The sequence below is a fragment of the Vallitalea sediminicola genome (assembly GCF_054408565.1).
This window is the reverse complement of sequence record NZ_BTPT01000003.1, coordinates 24,653-42,349: the sequence shown is the minus strand read 5'-3', so window position 1 is coordinate 42,349 and position 17,697 is coordinate 24,653. Positions and strand designations below refer to the sequence as shown.

Below are 17,697 nucleotides of genomic sequence, written 5' to 3'. Positions count from 1 at the left end.
TTGATAACTAAAACTTCTATCCATTTTCTAACATAATTTTATTATATATTAACTAGTCCAAAATTGCTATAATATATTTTTATGGTTACAAATCCATTCTTACACCAAACTTCTTTAACCAATCTTTTCTAGATTCATAGTCAGGTAGAACGGAAGCAACCAGTTCCCAAAATTCATTTGAGTGATTAGGATATATCATATGACACATTTCATGAACAACAATATAATCCAATACATTAGATGGAGCCATTACACATCGCCAATTAAATAATAATTCATTCTTAGAAGTACAACTTGCCCATCTCTTCTTCTGTTCTTTAATCTTAATATTAATAGGCTTCACCTTAAATAAGTGCTTATAATATTCCACTCTTTCAGTAACTTTATCAAATGTCTTATTTCTATACCAATTTTCCATCAGCTTCTCAAGTACAACTTCATCTTTAGTATTAGAAGTAATATATAATTTACCTTGGTATAACTTAACTTGATTATTTTTCGCATTTTCATCTAGTAATACTTGCAAAGAATAGTTTCTGCCTAAGTACATGAAACTTTCACCAGACACATATTCTTTATTAATCTTTCTATACTCTATATCTCTAAACTCAAATAATCTCTGTACTATCCAAGATGCCTTGCTATACACTTTTTCTTTAATGACTTCTTCATTTGTATCTATAGGAGCAACCACCTTCACAATATCTGGTGCTTCTACACTTATTTCTAGACTCTTTCTATCTCTATACTCAACACTAAACTCAATAACCTTTGTTCCATATTCAATTTCTAGTCTCATATTTTCCCTCTAATCTATTACCGAAAAATGTTTTTTAGCTAATTGTAACAATGGTTGTATTAGTCTATTTCTTGCCTCTATATTAATTTGTCTAAAATATGCTGTAGTAAGCTTTAAGTAAATCGCTCTTTTGATATCATCTGTTTTTGTTGGATTAGTAGCCCAATCTATCATGTACTTATTTTTAACTATCTCAGCAACATCTTTTGCTATATTTTTTGATAAAATAACTACATCATTGGATACATACTCCGCTGTTGTTTCCTTACCTAAACTAATGCCTGTTTCATCTTCTATGTCATCATTTAACTGCTTTTTCACTGTTTCAAAAAATGCATACTCTTCTTTGGATAAACCAAGTAACTCAGCCTCTTTTGACTCTCCTGTTTCAATATCATTATCAATGAACTCTTTTAATTTTTGTTTTCTTTCTATCCAATTATTCACTGTTTCATCAAGAATATGTTGAAGCTTTTCTAATAATGATGTATAGTAAACTGGATTATCATCCATCTTTACATTAATAACATGTTTTATGGCATGCTCCATACTTGATGCAACTGCTTCATCTGATTTCTGTGAATTAATCTTAGTCTCAAAATTAGGGTCGAATAACGTTATAGGTTCTATCCACTGCCTAACACCTTTTGACTGTAGATGCTCTGATATCAATTCTCTTACTTTGTTGCCACAACCAGCAATATCTAATTTGTTTTCTGGCTGAAATTTTGCTTTTGCTGCTGCTCTTATATAGGATAACCATTTCAGATCATTAATATTTTCAGTAGGTACATGTGCAGGTAAAATCTGCTCCATAGAACTAGCAAACCTTTTATATGCAAGTTCAAATTCTGACCTTTTATCTTCTGGCTTAATTCTGTTAACCAAACCATCCAAATCACTTTTATCTATACCTTGAAACATATTCATAACTGCTTCCCTATAAGAAAGCATCTGTTTATAAATGGATTCTATGGATTCCATAGGCTCTCCAAGTTCTTCTTTATCAAATGTTTCTAATGCTTCCTCTAAGTAATTGGATATACCATAATAATCTACCACATACCCACATTTCTTCGATTCATCATAAGTTCTATTAACCCTTGCTATAGCTTGTAATAAGGTATGTTCTTTTAGCGGTCTATCTAGATACATTACCTGTTCTACTGGCGCATCAAAACCAGTTAAAAGCATATCTTTTACGATGATAAAACATAATTTATCTTCCTTAATAGGCTGTTTGAATCTTTTTATTAAATTTTCCTGCTCTGTCTTAGTTGTAAAATGTTCTTTTAGGTATTGCTCGTCATTAGGACTACAGGAAAATATTATCTTAACCTCAAGATCTTCTCCCATTATTTCTTTCATATGTTTAGTTAGCGCATTATAATATTTTACACATGCTACTCTAGAAACGCATACAATCTGGGCTTTAAAACCATTAGGATATATTTGTTCTTTAAAATGAATCAACATGTCCTTCGCTATATCATCAATTCTATTATCCGCTTCAATAATCGCTCTTTTATTAGCATATTTCTGCTTAATAGCTTCTTTTTCCTCTTCATTTCTACCATCAAAAGTTTCATTGAATAACTCTTCTAGGGTATCTGCCTTAATCTGTAAATCTGGTTTTCTACCTTCATATACAATTTTTACTGTTGCACCATCTGCTACAGCATCTTTAATTCCGTACTTATCAATATATGAACCAAAAGTTCTTTTGGTAGACTTATCTTTTTTATCTATTGGTGTACCAGTAAACCCTAGAAATGCTGCATTAGGTAGTGCATCTCTCATATTTTTAGCCATACCTTTATATTGACTACGGTGAGCTTCATCAGTAAGTATTATAACGTTTGTTTTAGTCGTTAGTACTGGAAACTGTTTATCATATTGTAAGTTACTTATCTGTTTATCATCTTTTAGGATTTCTTTTTCTTCTTTATCACTTTGAAACTTATGTATTGTAGTCATAATAATCTGTGGTCTAGCAAGTTCTAACAACTCTTTTAATTTAGCTACACTATCTGCTCTAACTGGTGTAGTAATGGTAGATAAAGTCCTTATAAAAGTTTGATATATCTGCTTATCCAAATCCACTCTATCAGTAACCACTACAATAGTAGAATCTTCTAATTCCTTAATCCTTCGTATTTTTCTTGCTAGAAAAACCATAGTCAGACTTTTGCCCGACCCTTGAGTATGCCATATAACTCCGCCTCTGCTAATAGAACTCTTACCACTTATAATCCTTGTCAAAGCCTTATTAACTGCTCTAAATTGCTGATATCTACATACTTTCTTGATTCCACCTTCAAATAGAAGGAAGTTTCTCATTATATCCAATAAGTTATTTTTTTCTAGAACACCTTGTAAAAAAGTGTTTTGTCCATTATCCTCTATCCCTTCTATGTTCTTATTCATAAAAGGGTATGGGTCTTTCCATTCTTGATAATATTGATAAGATGAACTTATAGTTCCTAGATATCCATGATATTTGTTAAGGATTCCAGTAATGAAGTTAGTGTAGAATAATCGCTCTGCTCCTTCAATCATATTACCTTTTCTTAAGTTCATATATCTGCGTAGTTGTTCAAAAGCTTCCTGTTTCCCCATGTTTTCATTGTTGTTTTTTTCTAAGAATGGAGATTTACATTCAATAACTACTACTGGTATACCGTTAATGAATATTATTAAGTCTGGGATAATATTTTCTTGGGGTCCATGAACTTTGAACTGTCTAGTCACTAGAAATTCATTGTTATCTATGTTGTCCCAATCTATAAACTTAACTGTATGATATTTTTTCTGACCGCTGCCATCTATATCTTGGTCTAGTGAGTAGGACAAGTTAACAATGGCATCATATATTTTTTCATTGATTTCATATAGGTTAATACCTAAGTTTTCTGGTCTGGTTAGGTATCTGATTGCTTTTGTTATGTTGCTGTTATTCATCCATGGGTTAGTTCGTTTTAGTGCTTTTTCTAATCTATTGGTTAAGATTACTTCATTCATGGAATCACGTTCACCGTATTCGGGTGTAAGTTGTTGTCCATGAATGAAGTTGTAGTTTAATTTATTTATTAAATATTCTTTTGCTGGTAGTTCTACTAAGGTTTCTTCGTTGCCTAGTATAGACATTTATTTCACCTCAAATCTATAATGAATAAAAATTATAATTGTTGTGTTTATTAAATAACTCGTTTTTTTCCTGTTAGTAGTTGTTGCATTAGTCCTTTTTTTAAGTATTGAAGTTTACCTTTCTTTGTCTCATATTGAAAAATTTTGCCATCTATTGAAGATAATATATCTACTATTTGTTTTTGTTCTGCTATATTTTTAGGATATGTAATATTTGTATTTACAAAATCTTTTAAGTTCAGATTATTTCTCCCATCACCTGTTGAAAAACTAAGTGCTTGTCTAATAAACTTTTCCGAATTAAAAAAACGACATAAATAATTTTCGTAAATTATATTCTTATTGACAGTAGTGTTTAGAGTTGCAAATCCATGACAACCATCTAATTCTTCATCTATTACGGCTGACGTACCAATATCTCCAGTATGGACAGTAACAATATCTCCTTTTTTCAACCTCTTTTCTTCATTTTGTTGTGAAAAACATTTATCCAAATAAATTAATTTTTCTTTATTAATTTTGCAATCTTTAATATCAGAATTTCTTATAAGAGGCACACCTCTTTCAACATAGTTTTTAGTCATTGTCTTTACTAATCCAATAGTAATGTTTGTACATATCTTACTTAACTTATTCACTTCCCACTCAACAGGTATCTCTCCCACTTCCGTCTTTTTAAATTCTGTATGTCCAATCCCTTTAGTAAGAAGTTTTTGCATTAATCCTTTTTTTAGTTCTTTTGTCTTTTCAATTAACGAATCTATTTCTTCAATATGTTGGTCTACTGTTGATAGGATGGAAGCTATTTTTTGTTGTTCTGGAGGAGGTGGAATAATAATTTTTATTCCCCCTACCTGTTTAAAATTCAACCCTTCTCTGCTTGAACCTCCATTATATGAATCAATTTGTTTTTTTCCCCTATCTGAATTAATAAAAAAACTTATATAATGTGAATCAGTATTTTTCAGTAATCTTATTATGCATACATGTTGATTAACATTACCTTTACCAACCCCCTTTGGTACAGTCGTACACCTACCAATTGAAGCACCAGTAATATTTAACAAAACATCATTTTCCTTGAATTCTGTTCTTTTCATTTTTTGATTTTGTACTTCATCTATATATACAACATCATCTAGTCTTAATCCTTCTGGGTATACATTTTGGCTTCTAATAAATGGTATTCCATTAGTTTTATAAACACTTTGTCCTCCACGTGGAGTTACTCCACTACCCACAAATTCAGTAATATCCTCTATTTTCTTCACTTCCCATTCAACAGGTATTTCTCCTAACTCAGTCTTTTTATATCCTTCTTTCACCATCTCACCAACTTTCTATTATATTGTCTCAAACCCTAATTCCACCAAATACTCATTCAACTTACTCTCCGTCTCCCTAGACTTCTCCTTAATATCCTTAATCTCTTTAATAACTGCCTCAATGTCCACCTCAGGCTCTGGCTCAGTAGTATCCACATATCTACTTATATTCAAATTATAATCATTCTCTTTTATATCCTCTAAACTAACCAAACTAGCAAACTTATCAACATCTTGATAATCGTCATATGCCTTTGTTATCTTTTCAATATCTTCTTTTCTTAACTTATTCTTATTCCCATCTTTCACAAATCCTTGACTTGCATCTATAAATAAAACCTTTCCTTTTCTCTCTACTGGTTTATTTTTATTAATAATTAACAACGCCGCAGGGATACCAGTACCATAAAACAAATTAGCGGGCAATCCAATTATAGTCTCAATCAAATCATCTTTTAATATACCTTTTCTAATTTTACCTTCTGCTCCGCCTCTGAATAATACACCATGAGGTACAACAGTTCCCATCTTACCTTTTGAGTTAAGACTAGCAATCATATGTGATACAAATGCTAAGTCTCCATAAGATTTTGGTGGTACACCATAGACAAATCTATGATATGGGTCAGCTTGTGCTTCTTCAATTCCCCAATTTTTTAGTGAAAATGGTGGATTGGCTAGAACTTTGTCAAATGTTTTTAATGTACCACCTTCAGAATGCATAGGCGTTCTAATAGTATCACCTTTTTTGATATCTGCTCCTCTGGCATCATGGAATAACATATTCATCTTGCATATAGCCCAAGTAGATAGATTTATCTCCTGTCCTGCAAGAGATACGTTCTTAGGGTTACCACCATGTTTTTCAATATAATATGTAGAGTTGATAAGCATACCACCACTACCTACTGTAGGATCGTATATTCTATCTCCCTCTTTTGGTTTAACTATGTTAACTAATAATTTTACAACTTCTTCTGGTGTGTAGAACTCTCCACCTTTTTTGCCACCTTCATCTGCAAATTGCTTGATAAGGTATTCATATGCATTACCTAATAAATCTTTATTTTCTAGATAATCATTTGAAAGATTTATTGTATCAAATAGTAATAATAGTTGTGAAAGCTTTTTGTCTGGAACTCGTTCTTTATCGTTATAATTGGCTGTTGTAAGAACACCAATCAATTCACTATTTTTAGGTTCATCTTCAATGGATTTGAATGCTTTGTCTAATTCTGGACCTATATTTAGATTAAGGTTTTTAAGATTGTCCCATCTTGACCTTACAGGAACAAAAAAAGCTTCATAAATGGATGGTTCTTCAAGTATTATATTTACTTCATTTTTATCCATTCCCTGAGCTAAAAACTCTTCTTTCTTAGATTTTCTTTCTACTTCAAATTGGTCATTCATTCTCTTAAGGAATAATAAACCAAATATGTAATCTTTATATTCAGCGGCATTCAATTCGCCTCTTAATATATCAGCAGCATTCCACAGTGTTGATTCTAATTTTTGCAAAGTTAACTTTTCCATTAGTGACACTCCTCTAGTTTATATATGTGTTTTTTACATTAATCGACTGTATTTAATTATAACATACCATATATATAACATAAAATTATTTTTGTCTTTTTATGCTTTTTTTGTTCAAAAAAAACGCTAGAATAATAAATCTAACGGTTTTTTCTTTGTAATATTATATAATTATATTCAGATTTATTTAGACTCTAATCCTTCAGCCCCCATTTTCACTTGAATTCTTATTCTACACGATCTGTTAACTTACCCATATAAACCTCTTTAACTTTAAACTCTATATCATTTAATCTTTCAATTTTTTGCAATAATTGTATTTCATTTTCAGTAATAATAGAAATTGCGGTGCCTTTTTCCCCTACTCTACCAGTCCGTCCAACTCTATGAATATACTCATTTAAGTTTTCAGGAATATCAAGATTAATTACATGTGTAATATCTTGAATATCAAGACCTCTAGCTACCAAATCCGAAGCTACAAGAATTTTAGATTTTCCGCTTTTAAAAGCATCAAGTGCTTTTTTTCTTTCTACCTTTGTTGCATTACCAAAGATTCCAACTGTATTTACCATGTGGTAATTAAGTTTTGATACTACTTCTTGGATTAAATTGTTTTTATTAATAAAAACAATAGCTTTAGTAGGTTTAGTAGCTTGAATTATTTTTCTAAGTGTGTTTGTTTTATCTCTTCGTTCAGTGACTACACAAAAATGTTCAATATCACTATTAACCTTTTCCTCAGTAAGTTTGATTAATGATGGCTCTTTCATAAGCTCTGTTGCTCTATCTATGGCAATTTTATCAATAGAAGCAGAGAAAACCAATATTTGTCTATCCCTTAATGTAGTTTTAATGACATCTTTTGTAGTTTGTAAATTACTATCTGATAGTAATTTATCAGCTTCATCTATAACTATAGTTTTTACTTGATGAGCTTTAATTTTCTTTTGTTTAATTAATTCAAGGACTCTACCCGGTGAACCAACAATTATATGTGGTTTTGCCTTCAAACTTTCAATCTGTCTTCTAATATTTACTTGACCCATTATAGTTGTTGATCTTACTGGAATATCTGAACTTTTTGCAAGACTTTTTATTACATTGTTTATTTGTACAACAAGTTCATGTGTAGGTGCTAATATTATAGTGTGTAAATCTTTAGAGCTTGTATCTATTCGTTCAAAAGATGGAATTAGATAAGATAGTGTTTTTCCACTACCAGTAACTGCTTCTGCAATAATATCCTTATTCTCAATTGCGAGAGATATAGTCTCGTTTTGAATTTTTGTAGGCATAGTAATCTTTTCCTTTTGTAGCCCTTTGATTAATTTTTCAGTTATATTAAATTCTCTAAAAGTTTTCATATTATATTTCTCCTCGATAGTTATTCTATCCACTGATTTTATCTATAAGTGATTGATTTGTCAAATTAAAAAAAGTACAAACCTACTTAAACTTTTATTATTTCCCCTTTAGCCCATATAGAAGGTGCATAACCTGTACATTTCTTGAACTGCTTTGAAAATGAATACTGGTTAGGATAACCTAGATAATTAGATATCTCTTTCACACTCATTTTTGTTTCCTCCAATAAAAATGTTGCATATCTTATTTTTGATTTGATTATATACTGATAAGGTGATATTTTATATTGTACAATAAAAAGCCTTGTAAATTGTTTCTTTGATAGATTAGCCAATTTAGCCAAATCATCAATGGTGAACATTCGACTGGGATTTTCATCTATACATATTTTAACATTTTCTATCCTACTATCTTTTATATAATCCTTATCACATTCATAATCATTAACCAATTCATAAAATATTTGCGTTATTATACTATTGCACATCTCATTAGTTAACTCATTATCACCATTAGCTATCTGATATAATTTCTCAAATAATTTCTGGTACTTAATTATATCATTAGCATGAAAGGCATATGAAAAAGGACTTGAGAAGTAATTTTCTCTTTGACATGAAGTTTTGTTATCATATAATCCGAATCTAATAGGCATAATAGAAGGTAAATTAGTTTTATCAGGTAATGCACTATGTGGAAAGTCATTACTAACAAACATAACCTTACCCCTCTTTAATTGTTCTTCCTTATTATCAAGATAATAATATCCATTACCACCTTTAATAAATATTATATGAAAATCTTTATTTCTCCTACTCTCTTCAATCTTCCACGTTAAAGGTACTCTATCAATATTATAAATCGTATGTATTCTAAAATGGTACTTATAAGGTACCTGGCTAAACATACTTTTAATATTTTCAATGGGGTTATTAGTGATTATATCCTTTTTTAACATATGACTCATCCCTTTTGATATCTATTATACATTTATAATCAACATTTTGAAATGAAATATATGCAATAACATTTGGAATTTATAAAAAAAAATAGATGATACAATATTTTACATATCCTATCATCTATCAAAACAATATTTCCTATATGATTATTTCCAAATCAATCTATACAAATAAACTTATCACAACTGCCCCGACGAATCCACAAACAGATATAATGGTTTCCATCATGGTCCATGATTTTAATGTTTGTGCTTCATTCATTCCAAAGTACTTACCAACTAACCAGAATCCACTATCATTTACATGAGATAATATTGTTGCTCCTGAAGCAATTGAAAGAACTATTAATGCCCTATCTGGAGCCCCAAGATTAAATACTGTAAGAACTGGTGCCATTATACCAGCCGCTGTTATCATGGAAACTGTTGCTGACCCTTGTGTAATTCTTACTACTACTGCTAATATGTACGCTAAAACGATAGGTGGAAGACTTGATTTTGCTATTGACTCAGCCATCATATTTCCTACACCACTATCTATAAGCATTTGTTTAAATACTCCACCAGCACCTGTAACTAAAATAATTAGACCCGCTGGCGCTAAAGCTTTACTACTTAGATTTAATAATTCATTTTTGGAGAACCCTCTTTTGACTCCCAAAAGATATAATGCTAAAAGAGTCGCTATTGTCAACGCTACGAATGGATGTCCTAAGAATTTTAATAATTCAACTAAGAACCCTTCGGTAATTACTTGTTTTTTAACTAATACATCTGTAAGGGTATTTAATAAAATCAGTACAAGTGGTACACCTATTATACTTACTATAAGTCCAAATGAAGGTAAATTATTATCATTGACTCTAGATTTATTATCAGCTTCATTAACAAATTCTGGTGGTGCAATATTAATTTTTTTCCCTATGTATTTACCAAATATTGGTCCAGCTATAATTGCTGTAGGTATTCCAATTATAAAACCAAATAGTATAACCCATCCTAGATCTGCTCCAACGATTTCTGCCACTGCTACTGGTCCTGGAGTTGGTGGTATAAAAGTATGTGTTACAGCTAGACCAGCTAATAATGGTATACCATAAAATAGAACTGATTTTTTAGTATCCTTTGCTAATGCATATACTATTGGTACAAGAATTATGAATCCAACATCAAAGAAAACTGGAATAGCTACAAAGAAACCTGTTATAACTAAAGCCCAATTCGCTTTTTCTTTACCAAACTTTTTAATCATTGTTTGTGCTAGAGCTTCAGCTCCTCCAGATGATTCTAATATCTGTCCGAAAATCGCTCCTAATCCAACAACCGTTGCAACAAATCCTAGCGTACTTCCCATACCGTTTTGTATACTTGATATAACATCACCCAAAGGCATGCCTGTAGCAATTCCAACAAACATACTAGTAATAAGAAGTGCTATAAAAGCCTGAATTTTAAATTTAAGTACCAAAACCAATAATAACACAATTGCTGCTATAGTAATTAAAATCAACATAGTTGTATTTGTCATCATTATGTCCTCCTATTGTTTTAATCTGTACTACCTTATAGATAATCTTGTAATTATTTATATTCCATATATCCACCCTTCATTGGTGATACAGCAAGTGCTGTATATGCTCCTAGGGCTCCTTTTGTATATTTTGGTGCTGGCTTTTGCCATTTTTCTTTTCTTATCTTTAAGATTTCTGTCATCTCTTCTTCAGATTTTTCTACTCCATTTACTCCTATTATACTTAAACTTCTATTTGGAATATCTATCTTGATTAAATCATCTTTTTCTACTAGTGCTATTGGTCCACCTTCTGAAGCTTCAGGTGAAACATGTCCTATAGCTGGCCCTCTTGTGGCTCCTGAATATCTACCATCAGTTATTAGAGCTATGGATTCAACTAATTCTTCATCTGATGCAATCGCTTCTGTTGTATAGAACATTTCTGGCATTCCAGTACCCTTTGGTCCTTCATATCTAATGAATACAGCTTCACCTGGTTTCACTTCTTTTGTTAGAACCGCCTTGATAGCTTCTTCTTCACTATCAAATGGTCTTGCTTTTAGAACAACCTGCATTAATTTCTTTGATATTGCAGAATGTTTTACTACTGCTCCTTCTGGTGCTAAGTTACCTTTTAATATAGCAATTGCACCTTGAGTTTGTATTGGATTTTCTTTATTTTTGATGATATCCTCAGGTTTAATGTCAAGTTCCTTCAAGTATTTATGACATTTCTCATAATATCCGTTTTGTTTCAATTCTTCTAAGTTTTCACCAAGAGTTTTACCTGTTACAGTCATAACATCTAGATGTAAGTATTCTTTAATTTGTTCCATTACTGCTGGTACTCCACCTGCATACCAGAAATATTCTCCGGGATAAAATCCACTTGGTCTTATATTTAATATATAAGGTACTTTTTTATGAATTTCGTCAAATAATTCTGGTGCAATTTCTATTCCAACTTCATGTGCTATAGCAGGAATATGAAGTAATGTATTAGTAGAACCAGCTATTGCTGCATGCATTATGATTGCATTTTCAAATGCTTTTCTAGTTAATATACTAGATGGTTTAATACCTGACTTGGCTAATTTCAATGCATGTTTTCCTGCTCTTACTGATACTTCTTTTATTTCTTCTCCTACTGCTGGAATTAATGATGTACCTGGTAATGCTAAGCCTAATGATTCCGCCATTATCTGCATTGTACACGCTGTTCCCATAAAAGAACATGCACCACAACTTGGACATGCATTATGCTTATAATAAGTATATTTCTCTTCTGAGATTTCATTTCTCTGATACATCGCACTATAAGTACCAATCTGTTCTAATGTAAGTGTATCTGGACCTGCTTTCATTACTCCACCTGGTAATATTACAGCTGGTACATCTAGTCTTGCAATAGCCATCAAATGTGCTGGTACCGACTTATCACAACTTGCAATAAATACACCTGCATCAAATGGTGTGGCTTCATATTGTATTTCTATCATATTAGCAATCATTTCTCTAGATGCTAATGAATAATTCATTCCATCGTGACCTTGTGCTTCTCCATCACACATATCTGTTACAAAATATTTTGCTGGACGTCCACCTTCTTCATAGACACCTTCACATACGCCTTTCACCAATTTATCTAGGTGTGCACTTCCTGGGTGACTGTGACCATAACTACTTTGTACAAAAATCTGTGGTTTTTCTAACTCTTCAACTTTCCATCCAGAACCAATTCTAAGAGAATCTAATTCTGGTGCAATGGATCTTAATTCTTGACTCTTTAACATTTTAGCTCCTCCAGTTGTATTACAACTTTAATTATGTTTTTATTGTATGATATAAATTTAAACTCAAACAATTGTACATGTTGCACAATTCGTATTACAAGTTCATTATAATACATGCATTTTTTTCTGTCAATCCCCTTTTTTGGTAAAATATGCATCAAATTGTAATACAAATCAACCAATCGCCGTTCTCGTAATTGTATTACAACTTGTGTTTTTCATCATTTAGTTATTTCATAGGAATATAAAGCACAGCTAGAATTAAAAATGATTCTACTAAAAAAACAGCATATAATATAATTTATCATATGCTGTCCACTCCTATAATAATCTTTAATATCTCTTTAATCAATTTTATTGTTTTTAATATCCTCTATAGTTCTTTCTATATGTCTTCTCATATAGATCATGGCTACTTCTTCATCTCTATCTTTTATGGCTTCAAGCATTTTTTTATGCTCTTTTATACCCCCACCAGGTCCTAATTCCTTATACAATTTTTTTTGGTGATATCGTAATATCTCTCCCAAGACTTCACTTACTTTTTTTAATATAGAATTATTGGCGCCTTCTACAATAAGCATATGAAACTTAAGGTCTTCATCTGTAAATCTATCTTCGTCATGCTCATATTCAACCATTCTATTATAGCATTCTTCCATATCTTTTATTTTATCATCAGTACATCTCTTGACACATAATCCCATACTTTGTGTTTCAAAAATGAGTCTGAATTCTAATATTTCCATATAGTTATCTCTATCAAGTGTAAGCATGGGTATAAGGGAATTGAAATATATTGAGGGCTGCAAATCGTTAACATATGTTCCTCCACCCTGCTTTTTGCTTAGTATATTTAAAGCAGCTAATTTCTCTATAGCTTCTCTTACTGATATCCTGCTAACATTTAATTCACTAGCTAGTTGTGTTTCTGACATTATTTTAGTACCAGAAACCCATTTTCCGCTAATAATATTTTCTTTTATAGTTTTAAAAACAATATCACTGGCTCTTTCTTTCATTACAATTTCCTCTCTTGTCCACTTGAAATACTCTAAGAAATTTTAGTTATGCTTAGAGCATATTCTTACTTTATATTATCTTCGATTAATTGTTATTAATATACATCTTATATTATATCATATTAAAATGTCTTTAATACAGTCCTTTTTTCTATGTTGATAATTATCTAATAGTATGTTCAGATAATATTTCTAAAACATCCTATTAACCAAGATGTCCTTTTTTTACATTCTAATCATCCCTTTTGATATTTATCTAACCCAAATAAATTGCTAAAATAAAACTAATTAGATCATATACACATATCATTTAGCTTTTACTAAAAACATATAAGGAGAGGATTATTATGAAACCGAACATATTATTTTTCTTAACTGATGACCAACGATTCGATACTATTTCTGCTTTGGGTAATAAGGAAATACATACCCCTAACATTGATAAATTAGTAAACGACGGAGTTACTTTTACTCAGGCTCATATACCTTGTGGAACTAGCGGAGCTGTATGTATGCCAAGTCGAGCTATGATACATACAGGAAGAACTCTTTTCCACCTAGAAAAAGAAGGTCAAAACATACCTGAAAATCATATTACATTAGGTGAACACCTACAAACCCAAGGATACCAAACATTTGGAACAGGTAAATGGCATAATGGAGTTAAGTCTTATGCACGAAGTTTTTCATGTGGTGATAACATTTTCTTTGGTGGAATGGACGACCATTGGAACGTTCCTCTTAATCATTTTGACCCAAAAGGCGTATATGGGAGCAGACTAAAAAGAACTTACAATTTCATGACTACAAATGAAACACGTATTTCCATAGGTGATCATGTTGAATCAGGTAAACATTCTAGTGAAATATTTTGCGATGCATCTATAGATTTCCTACGCAATTATAATAGTGATGACCCGTTTTTCTTATACATTGCTTTCATGGCACCTCATGACCCGAGGACTATGCCTGAAGAATATTTGAATATGTATGATGTAGAAAAAATATCACTACCAGGTAATTTCTTACAAGAACATCCTATTGATTATGGTATCAAGGGTATAAGAGATGAAATCTTGACACCTTATCCACGTACTGAAAAAGCCATTAAACAGCATATTGCAGAATATTATGGTATGATAAGTCATCTTGATAATGAAATGGGTAGAGTAATTACTGCTCTTGAAGAAACAGGTCAATATGATAACACAATCATAGTATTTACAGGAGATAATGGTCTTGCTCTAGGGCAACATGGATTAATGGGAAAACAAAACTGTTACGAACATAGCATACGGGTTCCTCTAATATTCTCAGGTCCATTAATACCTCAGAATGAAAGAAGAGATTCTTATGCTTATTTACTTGATATATATCCTACGTTATGTGATTTAACAGGTATTGATATACCTTATTCAGTAGAAGGTAAAAGTTTATTGAAATCTATATTAAATGAAAATCACAAAACAAGAGAAAATCTATATTTTGCATATACAGATACAATAAGAAGTGTGAAAGACGAGAGATACAAACTTATAGAATACGTCAGTGAAAACTCTAATGATACTCAACTCTTTGATTTAATAGATGACCCATTAGAAATGAATAATCTATATTATGACAAAAACTATAAAGACATAGTAACTAAACTTCGTAATGAACTATTTAAGTATAGAGATAATTGGAATGATGATTCAAGTCATGAATCTGTAGAATCATATTGGAAAAAATATGAACAGTTGAATAATTAAAGTACCAATTTTATTAGCATTATCGCTTATTATATACCAAAAAATAAAAAATAATTATAAAATCCAACAAAAAAATAGCACTCCGTAGTACTTCAATGTACTACAGGAGTGCTTTATACTCTTAACATACTATTTATCTAAAGTTATTTAACATAATAAGCAACCATAACGAATAGTTAATTTTATCTCTTAGGTCTGCTACGATTTCCGTCATGCAGATAGCCACTTAGAAGATACCATATTCCTATTCGCTTGACCCACTAGAAAATTTCTTTGGGAGCGACCCCTTATCTTTTAAGATAAGACTAGTATAAGGCTGGTTTGTGTTGAAAATTGTAAGCACTATTATATTATATTTTCTTCGAAATTGCAAGTTAAAATGTTAGTAAATAAGTATTAATTTGACAATTTCTTAATTTTAGCTACTTTAACTATTAAATCACGATGAACTTAAATATCAATTAATTTTAATATTTTTAGGATTTAAAAATTTTTTATAATTTCTTGTTATGTTTTTTTTGATAATATAACGATTTACTTTATGTATTCTAATACAGAAGAATATTGCTTTTTCCCATCCTCATAACCATGATTGTAAAATTCATTAAGCTTTTCCACGCTTTTTTCAAATCTTGAAACTGGAGGAAGAGTTGGTCGCATAACAAAAATATCTCCTTTTTTCTCAAGTTCATCAATATAATCCATTGTTTTGTTATATACTTTATATCTATTCTCCAAAGCAGATATCAATCCTGGATAAGCAGCATATTTACGTTTGCATAACCTTATCATAGTTTTTGAAGGTACTTTTTTACGATATCCTTTGTTCCTTGTTAAAATAACTACAATCTTTTCATTTCCCAGTTGCATTGCTCTATCTATAGGTACAGAATCAGCTATACCCCCATCAAAATACGGAATATCATTAATCCATACCATAGGTGCAATCATAGGCACACTACTTGATGCTCTACATATTGACATTAGCTCCTCTTTTTTCTGAGGTCTCATATATTCTGCTTTTCCATTTATGCAATTAGTAGCAACTATTTCACATGTAGCATCAGAATTTAAAAAAGAATCATAATCAAAGGGAAATACCTTGTTAGCAAAATCATCAAATAATAAATCCATATCTATCAATTTGCCTTTCTCCACAAGCTTCCTAATACCATAGTAGACATTTTCCTTTTTAGTAATAATCATACAATCCTTAGATCTTCCGATTTGTCCCGAAATATAATCCACACAATTACATGAACCTGCTGAAACTCCTAATATATTGGACATCTCTAATTCTTGTTCCATAAAATAATCCAAAATACCTGCTGTATACACGCCTCTAGTAGCGCCACCCTCTAACACTAATGTTGCTTGATACATTACTTAATCCACCGCCTTATTATTACATATATAATTATTTTCAAGTTATAAAACACGGCTATAATTATAATACAAAACATATATTTTTTCAATTATTCAACATATCCTAGGCAACATGCTATTACTTAACGCATATAATCTTCTCTTTCCACCTATGGATGTTCTTACACAAACTTTTCCTTTTGCATAATCGACTACTCTTCCAATTAATCTTGCATCTTTTCCATTATCCTCTTTGCTGATTATCTCTGTAATCTTATCTCCATAACCTTCTTCAACAATTAATATCATTCTGCCTTCACAAGTTAGATAATAAGGATCCAGCCCTAATATTTCTGTCACTCCTTTTACTTCATCAGATATAAGGATGTTATCTTCTTCTAATAAAATTCCTATGCCTTGTTCTTCTGATATCTCATTAAGACTAGTAGCCATCCCCCCTCTTGTTGGATCTTTCATAACTTTTATATGTGGTAAGAATTCTTTTATTCCTATCAGTATATTGTACAATGAATCACAATCACTTTTAATTTTCCCTTGAACATTAAGTTCATATCGCTCAACTGCTATAGCAGTTCCATGTTCACCAATACCCCCAGTAATGATTATCTCATCACCTACTCTAATTGAATCAGGATGATAATTATCATATATACTTCCTACGCCAGATGTATTAATGAAAATACCATCTATACTTCCTTTATCAACAACTTTGGTATCGCCAGTCACAATTAATGTATTGGACTTACTGCAAACCTCCTGCATTGAACAAACAATCTGTTCTAGTTCATCCATCAAAAACCCTTCCTCAATTATAAAGCCTGTACTTAGATATAACGGATTTGCTCCAGATACTGTTAAATCATTGATTGTTCCACAAGCTGCTAGAGTTCCGATATTTCCACCCTCAAAAAAAAGAGGGTTCACAACAAAACTATCTGTTGTGTAAGCCAATCTTCCTTTATCAACATCCAAAATAGCTGCATCTCTTCCTTTTAACAATATGGGATTCTGAAAATATCTATAAAAGACTTCTTTAATCAACTTATCAGTATGAATTCCTCCATCTCCATGATGAAGTTGAATAGTTTTACACAAA

At 31.1% G+C, this 17,697-nt stretch carries 12 protein-coding genes; 1 reads left to right on the top strand and 11 read right to left on the bottom strand.

Features of this window, described 5'->3' with window-relative positions; genetic code table 11:
- Positions 1 to 85: 85 nt before the first annotated feature.
- From ACX6CF_RS01375 to ACX6CF_RS01335, 9 genes are all read right to left on the bottom strand, one after another.
- On the bottom strand, positions 86 to 799 hold the full coding sequence (locus ACX6CF_RS01375) for a M48 family metallopeptidase (protein ID WP_458783499.1): 714 nt from the start codon (positions 797 to 799) through the stop codon (positions 86 to 88).
- 9 nt (positions 800 to 808) lie between these two features.
- Positions 809 to 3,946 carry a type I restriction endonuclease subunit R gene (locus ACX6CF_RS01370; RefSeq protein WP_458783498.1) on the bottom strand — a complete coding sequence of 1,046 codons (3,138 nt, stop codon included), beginning with the start codon at positions 3,944 to 3,946 and terminating at the stop codon, positions 809 to 811.
- Between the two features lie 50 nt (positions 3,947 to 3,996).
- Complete coding sequence (locus ACX6CF_RS01365) at positions 3,997 to 5,274, bottom strand: restriction endonuclease subunit S (protein ID WP_458783497.1); 1,278 nt, start codon at positions 5,272 to 5,274, stop codon at positions 3,997 to 3,999.
- A 15-nt stretch (positions 5,275 to 5,289) separates the two neighbouring features.
- On the bottom strand, positions 5,290 to 6,807 hold the full coding sequence (locus tag ACX6CF_RS01360) for a type I restriction-modification system subunit M (RefSeq protein WP_458783496.1): 1,518 nt from the start codon (positions 6,805 to 6,807) through the stop codon (positions 5,290 to 5,292).
- A gap of 227 nt (positions 6,808 to 7,034) precedes the next feature.
- Entirely contained in the window at positions 7,035 to 8,174 is a 1,140-nt protein-coding gene (locus ACX6CF_RS01355) for a DEAD/DEAH box helicase (RefSeq protein ID WP_458783495.1), read from the bottom strand.
- 86 nt (positions 8,175 to 8,260) lie between these two features.
- A complete protein-coding gene (locus ACX6CF_RS01350) occupies positions 8,261 to 9,133 on the bottom strand; it encodes an AraC family transcriptional regulator (protein WP_458783494.1) in 873 nt (290 codons plus the stop codon).
- Positions 9,134 to 9,299: 166 nt separating this feature from the next.
- Positions 9,300 to 10,667: a GntP family permease gene (locus tag ACX6CF_RS01345; protein ID WP_458783493.1), complete on the bottom strand. Its 1,368-nt coding sequence runs from the start codon at positions 10,665 to 10,667 to the stop codon at positions 9,300 to 9,302.
- Positions 10,668 to 10,717: 50 nt separating this feature from the next.
- Positions 10,718 to 12,442, bottom strand: coding sequence for a dihydroxy-acid dehydratase (gene ilvD / locus ACX6CF_RS01340; RefSeq protein WP_458783492.1), 1,725 nt, complete (start codon positions 12,440 to 12,442; stop codon positions 10,718 to 10,720).
- A gap of 344 nt (positions 12,443 to 12,786) precedes the next feature.
- A complete protein-coding gene (locus tag ACX6CF_RS01335) occupies positions 12,787 to 13,464 on the bottom strand; it encodes a FadR/GntR family transcriptional regulator (protein WP_458783491.1) in 678 nt (225 codons plus the stop codon).
- Between the two features lie 347 nt (positions 13,465 to 13,811).
- On the opposite strand from ACX6CF_RS01335, the gene ACX6CF_RS01330 reads away from it, so the two are divergent.
- Positions 13,812 to 15,215 carry a sulfatase-like hydrolase/transferase gene (locus ACX6CF_RS01330; protein WP_458783490.1) on the top strand — a complete coding sequence of 468 codons (1,404 nt, stop codon included), beginning with the start codon at positions 13,812 to 13,814 and terminating at the stop codon, positions 15,213 to 15,215.
- 534 nt (positions 15,216 to 15,749) lie between these two features.
- Here ACX6CF_RS01330 and ACX6CF_RS01325 read toward each other — a convergent pair.
- Both ACX6CF_RS01325 and hypE read right to left on the bottom strand, forming a co-directional pair.
- Positions 15,750 to 16,598: a patatin-like phospholipase family protein gene (locus ACX6CF_RS01325; RefSeq protein ID WP_458783489.1), complete on the bottom strand. Its 849-nt coding sequence runs from the start codon at positions 16,596 to 16,598 to the stop codon at positions 15,750 to 15,752.
- A 96-nt stretch (positions 16,599 to 16,694) separates the two neighbouring features.
- A complete protein-coding gene (hypE, locus tag ACX6CF_RS01320) occupies positions 16,695 to 17,696 on the bottom strand; it encodes a hydrogenase expression/formation protein HypE (RefSeq protein WP_458783488.1) in 1,002 nt (333 codons plus the stop codon).
- Between the last annotated feature and the right edge of the window lies 1 nt (position 17,697).

Excerpts from the sequence above, each read along its gene's own strand:
- ACX6CF_RS01325 (WP_458783489.1), bottom strand. The coding sequence starts at position 16,598 with ATGTATCAAGCAACATTAGTGTTAGAGGGTGGCGCTACTAGAGGCGTG.
- ACX6CF_RS01350 (WP_458783494.1), bottom strand. The coding sequence starts at position 9,133 with ATGTTAAAAAAGGATATAATCACTAATAACCCCATTGAAAATATTAAA.
- ACX6CF_RS01335 (WP_458783491.1), bottom strand. The coding sequence starts at position 13,464 with ATGAAAGAAAGAGCCAGTGATATTGTTTTTAAAACTATAAAAGAAAAT.
- ACX6CF_RS01370 (WP_458783498.1), bottom strand. The coding sequence starts at position 3,946 with ATGTCTATACTAGGCAACGAAGAAACCTTAGTAGAACTACCAGCAAAA.
- ACX6CF_RS01365 (WP_458783497.1), bottom strand. The coding sequence starts at position 5,274 with ATGGTGAAAGAAGGATATAAAAAGACTGAGTTAGGAGAAATACCTGTT.
- ACX6CF_RS01330 (WP_458783490.1), top strand. The coding sequence starts at position 13,812 with ATGAAACCGAACATATTATTTTTCTTAACTGATGACCAACGATTCGAT.
- ilvD (WP_458783492.1), bottom strand. The coding sequence starts at position 12,442 with ATGTTAAAGAGTCAAGAATTAAGATCCATTGCACCAGAATTAGATTCT.
- ACX6CF_RS01375 (WP_458783499.1), bottom strand. The coding sequence starts at position 799 with ATGAGACTAGAAATTGAATATGGAACAAAGGTTATTGAGTTTAGTGTT.
- ACX6CF_RS01360 (WP_458783496.1), bottom strand. The coding sequence starts at position 6,807 with ATGGAAAAGTTAACTTTGCAAAAATTAGAATCAACACTGTGGAATGCT.
- ACX6CF_RS01355 (WP_458783495.1), bottom strand. The coding sequence starts at position 8,174 with ATGAAAACTTTTAGAGAATTTAATATAACTGAAAAATTAATCAAAGGG.
- ACX6CF_RS01345 (WP_458783493.1), bottom strand. The coding sequence starts at position 10,667 with ATGATGACAAATACAACTATGTTGATTTTAATTACTATAGCAGCAATT.